Source organism: Nitrospinota bacterium, from assembly GCA_009873635.1.
Classification (GTDB): domain Bacteria; phylum Nitrospinota; class Nitrospinia; order Nitrospinales; family VA-1; genus LS-NOB.
In genome coordinates this window covers 28,705-39,961 of the sequence record WAHY01000017.1, presented here as the reverse complement: position 1 = coordinate 39,961, position 11,257 = coordinate 28,705, and the positions used below count along the sequence as shown (strand labels likewise).

9 protein-coding genes are annotated in these 11,257 nt (G+C 42.5%); 6 read left to right on the top strand and 3 right to left on the bottom strand.

Annotated features, from left to right (window positions below; genetic code table 11):
* The coding region (locus F3741_10060; protein MZG31128.1) for a 5-oxoprolinase at nt 1-1,927 on the bottom strand (1,927 nt) is incomplete at its 3' end.
* A 617-nt stretch (nt 1,928-2,544) separates the two neighbouring features.
* On the opposite strand from F3741_10060, the gene F3741_10055 reads away from it, so the two are divergent.
* The 3 genes from F3741_10055 to lpxC are packed head-to-tail and all read left to right on the top strand — an operon-like array spanning nt 2,545 to nt 5,903.
* Entirely contained in the window at nt 2,545-3,042 is a 498-nt protein-coding gene (locus tag F3741_10055; GenBank protein ID MZG31127.1) for a transcription elongation factor GreA, read from the top strand.
* Nucleotides 3,042-3,686 carry a tRNA (guanosine(46)-N7)-methyltransferase TrmB gene (gene trmB / locus F3741_10050; protein MZG31126.1) on the top strand — a complete coding sequence of 215 codons (645 nt, stop codon included), beginning with the start codon at nt 3,042-3,044 and terminating at the stop codon, nt 3,684-3,686. Before F3741_10055 ends, trmB begins: the two co-directional genes overlap by 1 nt.
* A gap of 21 nt (nt 3,687-3,707) precedes the next feature.
* The gene (lpxC, locus tag F3741_10045; protein MZG31125.1) at nt 3,708-5,903 is read left to right on the top strand and encodes a UDP-3-O-[3-hydroxymyristoyl] N-acetylglucosamine deacetylase; all 2,196 of its coding nucleotides are present in this window, start codon (nt 3,708-3,710) and stop codon (nt 5,901-5,903) included.
* Between the two features lie 6 nt (nt 5,904-5,909).
* Here lpxC and F3741_10040 read toward each other — a convergent pair whose 3' ends face one another.
* Together F3741_10040 and F3741_10035 are read right to left on the bottom strand one after the other, a co-directional pair.
* On the bottom strand, nt 5,910-7,265 hold the full coding sequence (locus F3741_10040; protein ID MZG31124.1) for a hypothetical protein: 1,356 nt from the start codon (nt 7,263-7,265) through the stop codon (nt 5,910-5,912).
* Nucleotides 7,266-7,544: 279 nt separating this feature from the next.
* The gene (locus F3741_10035) at nt 7,545-8,969 is read right to left on the bottom strand and encodes a diguanylate cyclase (protein MZG31123.1); all 1,425 of its coding nucleotides are present in this window, start codon (nt 8,967-8,969) and stop codon (nt 7,545-7,547) included.
* Nucleotides 8,970-9,324: 355 nt separating this feature from the next.
* On the opposite strand from F3741_10035, the gene F3741_10030 reads away from it, so the two are divergent.
* The 3 genes from F3741_10030 to rseP all read left to right on the top strand — a co-directional run.
* Nucleotides 9,325-9,942, top strand: a complete 618-nt coding sequence (locus F3741_10030) for a phosphoribosylglycinamide formyltransferase (protein ID MZG31122.1) — start codon at nt 9,325-9,327, stop codon at nt 9,940-9,942.
* On the top strand, nt 9,939-10,613 hold the full coding sequence (lolA, locus tag F3741_10025) for an outer membrane lipoprotein chaperone LolA (GenBank protein MZG31121.1): 675 nt from the start codon (nt 9,939-9,941) through the stop codon (nt 10,611-10,613). Before F3741_10030 ends, lolA begins: the two co-directional genes overlap by 4 nt.
* Nucleotides 10,614-10,617: 4 nt before the next feature.
* Nucleotides 10,618-11,257 (top strand): RIP metalloprotease RseP (gene rseP, locus F3741_10020; GenBank protein MZG31120.1); only part of this gene is annotated, 640 nt, incomplete at its 3' end.

The window sequence follows — 11,257 nt, the reverse complement described above, 5'->3', positions numbered from 1 at the left end:
CCGGACCTTTCAATTCCTGCCCCGCTTTAAGGGATTGCAAATCATAAACCGGTGTATCGCGCCAACCACCTGCGAAATAACAGGGCTGATGGGTATCAGGAGCAGGAGAAGCATCCGTTTCAGCCAGAGGGGTTTGAAGAGGTGCTGGAGATTTACCTTCTGCCCGCACTCGTATTGCTTCAATAAGAATTTCACGTTTATGTGGATTGAAACCAAACTCCCGCTGATGCATTTTTTCGAATGAAGCAACTACATCGCCCGACTCCTCCACAAGAAAAGTCGTATCAGAACCTTCATAACGCATATTCAAATAACGCTGTATGCTGATGGAAAAATTTCCTTTTTGTTTCAGTTCCGCGACAGCTTTTTCTTCAAGAGACTGGAGTTTCGAGTCTAACTCGTCCCTGCTTTCATGGCTAACCGGTTCTTCTTTATCCACCACAACATCTGCCAGCGCCATTCCATAAGCCGAGAGCACACCTGCAAACCTGCTGATGAACACCCGGGATATTCCTAAAGTACGAGCCAGGGCACAGGCATGCTGGCCTCCGGCGCCACCAAAGCAGGACAAGACATGGTCACGGACATCGTGGCCACGGGCACCGGTGATTTCGTGAATAGCGCGGGCCATATTTTCATTAGCAACCTCAACAAATCCATAAGCCACCTCCTCCAATGACCTCGTTTTTCCTGTTGAACTGCAGATGTCCTGCATTAATTCCCTGAATGCTTTTTCCGCATCTGATTTAGACAAAGGCTGATCTTCATTCTCTCCAAAGACAGAGGGGAAGTATCGGGGAACAAGCCTTCCTAAAACCAGATTAGCATCGGTTAAAGAGAGAGGACCCCCGTTCCCATAACAAACCGGGCCAGGCCAGGCACCAGAGGAAGAAGGGCCTACCTGAAACATTCCATTTTCAAACAACAATCGCGAGCCACCCCCTGCGGCAACCGTATGAATATTTAATTGCGGAACAAGGTTGGGAATTCCTTCTGTCTCACTTTCAAACTGCCATTCGTAGCTTCCGTCAAACCGGGAAACGTCTGTGGAGGTACCGCCCATATCAAACCCAATAACCGGTGTTTCACCTGTTGTCCGGGCATATCCAACCACACCACCCGCAGGACCAGACAAAATGGCCCGGCTACCGGTGAAAGAATCTGCCTCCACGAGTCCTCCATCAGACTGCATCAGAAACAGGTCCTGCTTTACACATTCTTCTATAAAATTTTTCAGATAATGGTGTATATGAGGGTTCAAGTATGCATCGAGGCAGGCCGTGTTGCCCCGGTCGACAAGTCTGGCTCTTGGCATGGCATCGCTGGAAAGAGAGATATTTTTAAATCCATATTTTTTTGCCTCACTGGAAATCAGTCGCTCATGATCCGGGAAGATATAAGAATGCATTAAGGCTATAGCAATACTCTCTATACCCTGATTGCTTAATTCCTGAAGTTGCCTGCGTATAGTTTCAAGATCAGGAGCTTGTAAAATTTTTACTGAAGATGGCGAGGATTCCCGTTCTGGAATAACCCGCTCATCGATTTCTAACACCTTTTCATAAAGGGGCTCTTTTAGGGCAATTTTCAGATCAAAAATGTTTGGACGGTTTTGTTTCCCGATGCGAAGCAGATCACCAAATCCCTTGCTGATGATGAGAGCGGTCCGGGCTCCTTTCCTTTCCAGAAGAGCGTTGGTGGCAACAGTGGTTCCCATGCGGATCCATTCAATGGAATCTGGAGTATAGGTTTTACCAGTCACTTCGCGAATAATTCTTCGAATACCTTCCACCGAAGCATCAGAATAATGAGTTGGGTTTTCTGAAAGGAGTTTGAGAATCCTTGGACCTTCAGGTGTCTCGGCATATATATCGGTGAACGTTCCACCTCTATCTATGGAAAACCGGAACTTTTCAGAATCTGCCATATCGACCTTCCTGACAAGAACCAGGTAGCAAATTCATACTGTATGGGAGTTTTAGAAGTTTCCAGCTCATTACCACAGGCGACTCGCTGGTCAGATTCAGAGGAGATCTTCGGAATCAGGGTTATTGATCCGCCCTTCCAAATTTATAAGAACATCAGATAAAGGAGGAAGATCTCCTTTAACTTCAAGTAACTTCAGGAGTTTTTCTTTCACGACTCACATTCAAGTTGTTTGCAGAATCTGCGTAAACGATTCACGTTTTAATATTTGCCTGTTTTGACGAATGCTAAACATTATCCACTTATTGCCTTATTCGTCAAGCATTTATAGATTTATCGGCCTTCTTCATTTTGAGAGTCAAGCATCATAAATTTATGTTGACCGCTAATGGCTCACCCCCTACAATGACCCTCCAGAGAACGTGTAAGGCTTAACATTTAAACCCTTTAAGGTTTTTCAAACAACTGGTTTCCCCGATACAGATCTAAGCCAGCCCTAGCCAAGCATTGCTTCTGGATTTATTACAAAAAAATACTGATGATGGGAACATTGCATCATTCATAGGGTTAAAAAACCGATACCAATCTTGATTTATTATTCAGGGAGATTATTTCTTAATGAAGCGGCTTCCCATTTTGGACAAATTAGACAAGGATCTTGAAGAAACGCAACGAGAGCTTCAGGTAGATATTCCCAAAGCTATTTTAACTGCACGTGAGCATGGCGACCTGAGCGAAAACGCCGAGTTTAAAGCCGCAAAAGAGCGTCAAATGTTCCTTGAGTCTCGAGTTTCACTCCTACAGAAACGGATCAGCGACATCATGGCCATAAATGTGGACCAAATTCCTAAAGACCGTTCCGGACTAGGTAGTTCACTAAAACTAAAAGATTTGGACAGCGATCAAGAGGTCCAGTATCATTTGGTTTTTCCAGAAGAAGTAGACCCCGATAAGGGAAAAATCTCCACCGCATCACCAATAGGAAGAGCCATGATGGGAAAACAAGAAGGCGATGATATTACGGTATCACTTCCTGACGGTGACAAGGATTATGAAATTCTTGAAGTACTTACTATTCATGATATTTCTGAAGAGAGTGACTCCGCAAAACCCTAATGGCCCTTATATCTTTTGCTAAAATTGAAGAAGAAGATCCTTTTTTTCTTGATATCGACAAGTGGCCCGATTGGGAGGTCCAGTTCGGCAACAACCATCCACTAAAGCTTGAAATAGGTTTTGGAATGGGAAGTTTTCTAATAGAGATGTCAGCTCAGGAACCCAAAACCAATTTTATCGGAATGGATTTTTATCATAAAGGCATCCGCAAGTTAATGACGCGGATTAAAAAACTTCAGTTGGAAAACATTCGGGTGGCCTATGGAGATGTTCGTTCCAAGATTCCTCTGCTATTCAAAGATGGTGAACTAGAAACTGTCTATATCAACTTTCCGGACCCATGGCCAAAAAAAAGGCATGTTAAAAGGAGATTGATCAAGCCTGATTTTGTTAAACTAATAGGGCAAAAACTGGCGCCCGAAGGGCAAATTTACCTTGCGACTGATAGTGAGCCTTACGCCAACGAAATGCTGGAATATTTTAATGCGGATCCATTGTTTCAAAACTGCGATCCGGGATTGGGCTTTATGGAAAACCGTACAAGTTTGCCAAAAACAAAATACGAAAAAAACTTTATCAAAGCTGGCCATAGAATTTATTATCTCGAATACTCACGGCAGGGTGTTACGATTCCGACAACCTGAAGCATCAACAATTTAATATATATGTCCAAAGCACGAATTCTTATAGTTGATGACGAGAAAAACATAGTCAGTTCGCTGACCGGTATTCTTTTAGATGAAGGCTATGAGGTAGTCGATACCGGTGATGGGATCGAGGCATTGGAAATTATCCAGGCTGATCCTCCTGATCTTGTAATACTGGATATCTGGCTGCCCGGAATGGATGGGATTGAAGTATTAAAAACGGTAAAAGCTTATAACCCTGAAATTGAAGTCCTCATAATGTCTGGTCACGGAACTATTGATACCGCCGTCAAGGCAACCAAGCTTGGAGCCCAAGACTTTATAGAAAAACCTTTTTCGATGGACCGTATCACTCAATCCATATCTGAAGTGTTGAGCAATAAACGAACAGCACCCAGAGTAGGAGAAAAGCTTTCCTCCAAAGAACTTCCTCTTTGTTTCGAGTCCATGGTTGAAGTAAAAAAGGCAGTAAAAGATTTTTCCAAAAGCATGAAACCTGTTTTAGTGCTTGGTGAAAGTGGAACCGGCAAAGGGTTTATCGCCCAGGCAATACATGGTCAAAGCAAAAAGAGTGACCGCTCCTTTGTAAAAGTTAATTGCTCGTTTCGTCAGGCACGCGCGTTACACACCCTGCTCTTCAAAAGGCCAGGCAAGAGATCAAAAGATTCCAGTGCCCCAAGCCCTGTCATTGAGGAAAAAGTACTTTATCTCAGTAATATTGAATCCCTGAGCAAAGGCATTCAGGAAAAACTGGCCGAAGCCCTGCTCTCAAACGGCTCACAAACAGATGAATCATATTTAGAGTTGATTCCCATTCGTATTTTTGCCTCATCCACCAAGGATTTAGAAGCACTGTCCAATAAAGGACAGTTTCACCCTGCATTACTTGATGTCTTCAAAGATTCCAGTCTGCTTGTTCCACCCTTGCGCGATTATTCAGAAAACATCCCGGCGATGGTAATCGATTACCTGAATGAAATACGTGAAACACAGAATACTGCCGCCCCTGAAATTGGTGAGGATGCCTTGGCTGCGCTTTGTCGTTATACCTGGCCCGGAAATGTGAAAGAGCTGAGAACTGTGTTGAACAAGTTAATTCTCACCGGGGCAAACCAGAAAATGATTACAGCCCAGGATTTACCTTCAGAAATTTGGCAACCTAAAATTGAAATCAAGAACATTGACCAGGCGGGGTCCCTTCAGGAAGCTGAGTTAATTTGGGAAAAGCATTTCATCATCCACCATCTCAAAAGTAACAATTGGGATATTGAAAGAACCTGCAAAGCCCTTAGCACAGAAGAAAAACAACTGAAAAATAAAATTGAGCGACATTCCATTGAGATACCTGAGCCTGACAAAATCAACAATGGATACCGTCACGCTCAACGCACCCTCAAGCGCAGTGTGGTTTTATGTGGCAGTGGTTTGCATTCAGGTATTAAAACCGGTTTGATTTTACAACCCATGCCACCGGGAAGCGGAATTATATTCGGGGATATTTCCTCCGGCAAAACCATTCCAGCACGATTGGAAAATGTCCAATCCACAGACTATGCAACCCGTTTGCAAAAAGGTCCGGCTTCCGTTGGAACCATAGAGCATATTATGGCAGTCCTTCATATGTACAGGATCACCAACCTTCTCATCAAAATTGGCGATGAAGCTCCGGTCATGGATGGTTCTGCAAAAGATTTTTGCGAACTGATAGAGGATGGAGAATTTGAAGACCAGGAAGGCTATTATGAAGAAATCGTGATCGACAAGGTTTATACTTTTGGAAATAAGGAAAATGGTGGTCCCTATATTTCAATTGAACCCAGTGACAGTTTTAGTGTTAGCTACCATATGGACTATCCAGAACCAATAGGTGTTCAGGATTATACTTTTGAGTTTAAAGGGGATGAAAGCTTTAAAAAGGAAATTGCCCCGGCAAGAACCTTTGGCTTTATGGAAGAGGTTGCACAATTGACCAAGATGGGTTATGCAACCGGAGGTAAGCTTGACAACTTCATTCTTCTTGGCGACAAAAAAGTCTTAAACACCGAGCTGCGATTTAAAGACGAGTTCCCCCGCCATAAGATTCTGGATATACTCGGAGATTTTTATTTGCTGGGAAAACCCATACGCGGCCGGATCAAAGCCTGCAAATCTGGACACACACAAAATATAGGACTCCTTCAACATATCCAGGAAAACCTTTTGCAGAGAAACTAAGCGGAACTAATCTCTAACTCCAGCCGCTTTAAGTTGCCTGACTACCGCATGATTATCTAATTTGAGCGCAACTTTGAGGGCAGTCCAGCCGTTCTTTGTTACTGATTTCGTACTAGCACCCTTATCAAGAAAAAGCTTTGTGATTTGCGTATCTCCCCCCGCAGCAGCTACCATGAGAGCCGTCCAACCTCTATTACTACGCGCGTGGATATCAGCCCCATGACGAAGTAAAACTTCTACAGTAGATAAATGCCCTCTTTCTGCCGCAACCATTAACGATGTTGAACCATTGGCAATCCTGGCATCTTTTTTTGCCCCTTTTTGGAGTAACAGTTCCACAATTTCTTCATGCCCGCCTGCAGAGGCGCTAATTAATGAAGTAGCACCATTCCTGCTTTTAGCATTTATATTTGCCTGATGCTCTAAAAGAAACTGAACCATTTCTAATTCCCCTTTTTCGGCCGCAATCATCAGGGGTGTTGCGCCATTTTTACTTGCCACGTTTACATCGGCTTTATTCTCTAACAAAGCTTTTGCAGAAAGCACACGCCCATATTTTGCAGCTCTCATTAAGGCGGTCCAACCTCTCGAACTCCGGGTTTCAACATCCACCCCCAACTCCAATAAAATTCTGACAGCATCCACCAAATCCCTTTCAACAGCCAAGAATAACAAAGGATCTCCAAGAGGGCTCCGTATATCCATTTTTGCCCCGCTTGCAACTAATATACGAATAATATCCCCTCGGCCAGACAAGACCGCTAATAATATAGGAGAGGTTCCTTCAAGGTTTTGTACATTCGGGTCCGCGCCATTTTGCAACAAGATATGAACCGCACCTGAATGTTGCTCAAGGGCTGAAATGATCAGTGGTGTGGCTCCATCGTTGAGACGAAGATCGACCTCTGCACCATGTTTTATCAGAAACTTTAAGGCCGAAAGATGACCATACCGGGCGGCTCTGGAAATAGCGCTCCAGCCAAGCATATTTTTTGCGTTAACATCAGCACCTTTGGAAATGAGCAACTTCATGCAACCCACATTCCCCATCGTAGCGCATAATATTAAAGCAGTATCATCATAGCGGTTTCGGGCATTAACATTTGCCCCTCGCTTTAACAAAAAATGTACCAGAGTCGTATCCCTCTTTGAGGCTGCAACAATTAAGGCAGTGCTCCCCTTTTTAGTACGTGCTTCAATATTGGCACCATGCTTAAGCAAATCCTTCGCATCTTCAATGCTCCCATCATAAACGGATTGTAAAAACGCTTCGTCTACATCAGCAAAAGCAGAACTCGCTCCACCAGCCAAAAATATAAAAAGAATGAAAGGAATTTGTATGAATAAAGAGAAGTTTTTCATGAAACACAAAAAATTAAATAAGCTTTCGGCAAACACAAATGCAATATTGCCTTGAAAAAAATATAACCAACTTATTGAAATAATGGAAGCACTTCCTGAAAAGGACTCAATATTTGCGCTTTACAAAAAAGGGAGCGGGTGGATGAAAAAAAAGATCCGCCCGCCAGGGAGGTAGAGCAGGCAGACGGATCTCAAAAAGGGGTGGAATGTAAATTCCGGTATATAAGATCCGTTTTTCTATTAAGATATTCCCCAAAAAACCCTTTTTTTATTTCAAAGTCAATTTTTGCTCTCATAAACCAAGGTCTGATTACGGCCAGAGTTTTTTGCCTCGTAAAGAGCTTTATCTGCCTTGTCTATGAGATCATATAGTTTCTTTCCCGGTTCAGCTATATCCATTGCAACTCCTACGCTGACGGTAATTTCATTACCACAAACATTATTTTTATGCTCTAGCTTCAAGTCTAAGACTTTCTTTCGCAATTTTTCAGCAAGCTCATACCCTCCCTTCTTACTCGTGTCGGGAAGAATCACAATAAACTCTTCTCCTCCATATCTGGCAGCCAGATCTGAGGGTCTTTTCATCGAATCCTTTAAAATTTTGGCAACTGCTTTCAGGCTTTCATCCCCTCTTTGGTGTCCATAGGTGTCGTTATAGGCTTTGAAACAGTCCAAATCAATCATTACAACAGTGAAGGGTTGTTTATCGCGCTGTGCCCGTTTCCATTCCCTATCAGAGAACTCTTCGAAAAATCGTCGATTGGCAATTCCTGTCAACCCATCAAGTATGGAAACTTTTTTGAGCTCATCTACCATCTCCATCAAGCGATTTTGGGTGCGCAACAGCTCTTCCTCAACCGCTTTGATTTCCATAATATTTCGTGCGATACAAAGTGTTCCCAGAAAGTTTTTTTCGCCATTATTTTTAAAAACTTCCTCGTCAGAAACATCCCATAACCCAAAAGCATCCATTAACACAGGAATCAACCTTTTTTCACCTTCCATAATAGATTCTTTGATATTTACTTCCATATTGCTGGTTGCAAGCGGACCAACTGACTGAGTTGCTATTTTTGAAATTAAATCCTGATCGTCGGAAGACACATCAATAAACTTGTCTATCGAATGCCCAATCAATTCTCCAGGGTCATAACCAAAAAACCGAATTGCGGGGTTGATATACTCTACTTTCTTATCCGATCCTAATCGGAATATAACATCTGATACTGTTTCGACAATTGTGCGATACGTCTTTTCACTCTCTGCCAATGCCTGCTCAGCCGCATATACCTTTTTTTCAAAAGAACGAACCTGAATAGCTTTTTTTATACTTCTGACCAGATCCACTCCATGAAGCTTACGTTTGGATAAAAAGTCTGATGCCCCTTTCTTCATCACTTCAGTGGCCAACTTCACATCGTCAAACCCTGTCAGCAAAATTAAAGGGACGTTACTCCTGTCGACAATTCTTAGTTTTTCCAAAACTTCCAAACCTGTAGCATCAGGTAATTTATAATCAATCAACACGCAATCTATTTTGGTTGATTTTATTTTTTCTATTCCGGATGAGCAATCCTCAGCCTCGTGGATAGACACATTCATCCCCTCATCATCAAGCAGGCGTTGAACCTGTTGTCGATCCGTTTCATCATCATCGATGATCAAAATATCCAGTTTGCTCTCCATCAATGAGCTCATCCTCATTAAATTAAAAAGTTCCGACTAAGAAATCAAAACCTATTACATCACAGAATTACATCTTAAAAAAGATTTCTCTCTTTTTGTTCACGCTAACGTTACAATTCTGCCATTTTTAGTCATTAATATATGGCTAAAAGGAAAATAAATTCACCGGAGCGATATTTCCTGGGTCGTTGTTTGAGAGTAATTGATCGCAAGTCACCATCTTCAAACACCTCATTCCCATAAAATCGAAACAGGATTATATTTATCCAATTTATTCATAAATTATCGAAATCATTGATTTTAAACATTATTTAATGATAAGCTCAATAAAATGTTAGCACCCGTCCCCTATGAACCTTACTATCCCCTTTAAATGACACCAGACAAACTCAAACTCGCTGTCTTGGTTTCAGGACGAGGCTCTAATTTACAAGCCATCATAGATAGTATTGAAAAAAAAAACCTGCGTGCTGAAATTGCTTTGGTAGTGAGTAATGTAAAAGATGCGTACGCTTTGGAACGGGCCGAAAAGCACGGCATTGAGTCTCTTTTTCTTGACCCAAAAGGTTTTTCCGACAGAAACAGTTATGAGCAAAATCTGGTAGAACAAATTCAATCCAGATCTGTCAATCTGGTTTGCCTTGCGGGTTTCATGAGAGTTCTGGGCAAGCGATTTATTGAAGCATTTGCAAATCGGATTATTAACATCCACCCCTCTTTACTTCCTGCGTTTCCAGGGTTGAACGCACAGAAACAAGCCTTGGATTATGGTGTCCGGCTTTCAGGGTGTACCGTACATTTTGTCAATGAAGAAGTAGACGGTGGAGCAATTATTTCGCAGGCGGTAGTCCCTGTTTTCGATGGCGACAACGAAGCCACCCTTTCTGAAAGAATTCTTGAACAGGAACATATCATTTATCCCGAAGCCATTAGACTGATTGCTGAAGAGCAATTGACACTTTCTGGAAGAAGGGTTTTGCATAAAAAATAGAAGGAAAAATTTCATTGAACAATATACAAAAACTTTTTGTTATCATTTTTCTATTAGTTCTTCCAGGAACTCTCTATGCAGAAACTTCTGAACAGCAGGCTTTGGACGCCATTCAAAGTCAGTATGAAAAGACAATAACTTTTGAAGCCCACTTCATACAAAAATCTTATATAAAAATGATGAATCAAACTCAAAATGTTGAGGGCCAGGTACAAATCAAGAAGCCAGGAAAAATGAGATGGGTCTATGGAGCCCCTGACACACAAATTTTAATCAGCAATAACAAAACCCTGTGGCTCTATATCCCAGAAGAAGAGCAGGCCAGCAAGGTCCCAGTTGAAAGTATATATTCATCCAACACCCCTGCACTCTTTCTTGCAGGAAAAGGGAAACTGACCCAGGCCTTTAATGTTGAAAGTGTGACCGAGAAAGACCAGAATATCATCGTCACCTTAATTCCCAAAACTTCTGAGCAAAACCTGGAACGGCTTGTCCTTCTGGCTGATAAGAAAAACTACCAAATTTCAGGGTCGACCGTGTATGATAAATTAGGAAACAAAACAGAAATCCAATTTTACCGGGTGCGAATCAATCATAGTATTCCGGAAGAACAGTTCCAGTTAAAAACTCCGCCAGGGGTGGAGATACTGGATTACACACAGAGCCATTAATTATATGTTTGAACTTTCATTACTATCTCTGGATACAGTCCTAAGCTTCGGGACTAAAATGCTGGCTTTTTTAGGGGGCCTGGCAGCGCTTATCTTCGTCCACGAACTGGGTCATTTCCTGGTCGCCCGTAAAGTGGGTGTCGTTGTAGAAAAGTTTTCTCTTGGTTTTGGACCTAAAATAGCCAGCTTTACACGCGGTGACACCGAATATCTCCTTGCCTGGATCCCTCTTGGTGGCTATGTAAAGATGAAAGGGGAGGAATTAGATGAAAAAGATGCCGAGGAGGCAGGGTCTTTTTCTGCTGCACCTGTCACACATCGCCTTGCCATTGCGTTTGCAGGCCCGCTTTTCAATATCCTTTTTGCCATAGCCATCTATTATGGCATTTATTTGATTGGAGTTCCCGCTCTCGCTCCTGTTGTCGGTACTGTAAAAGAAGAGTCGCCAGCCCTTGTTGCAGGACTGCAAACAGGAGACCGGATTTTATCCATTAACGATGAAAAAATATTGTATTGGGAACAGCTCCAGAAAATCGTTCATGATTCACCAGGGCGCTCACTGGATTTCCATGTAGAAAGAGGCTCGGGAAATATTGCCACATTACCCATCACCCCCGTCTCAGAGCAAATCAGCGATCTTTTTA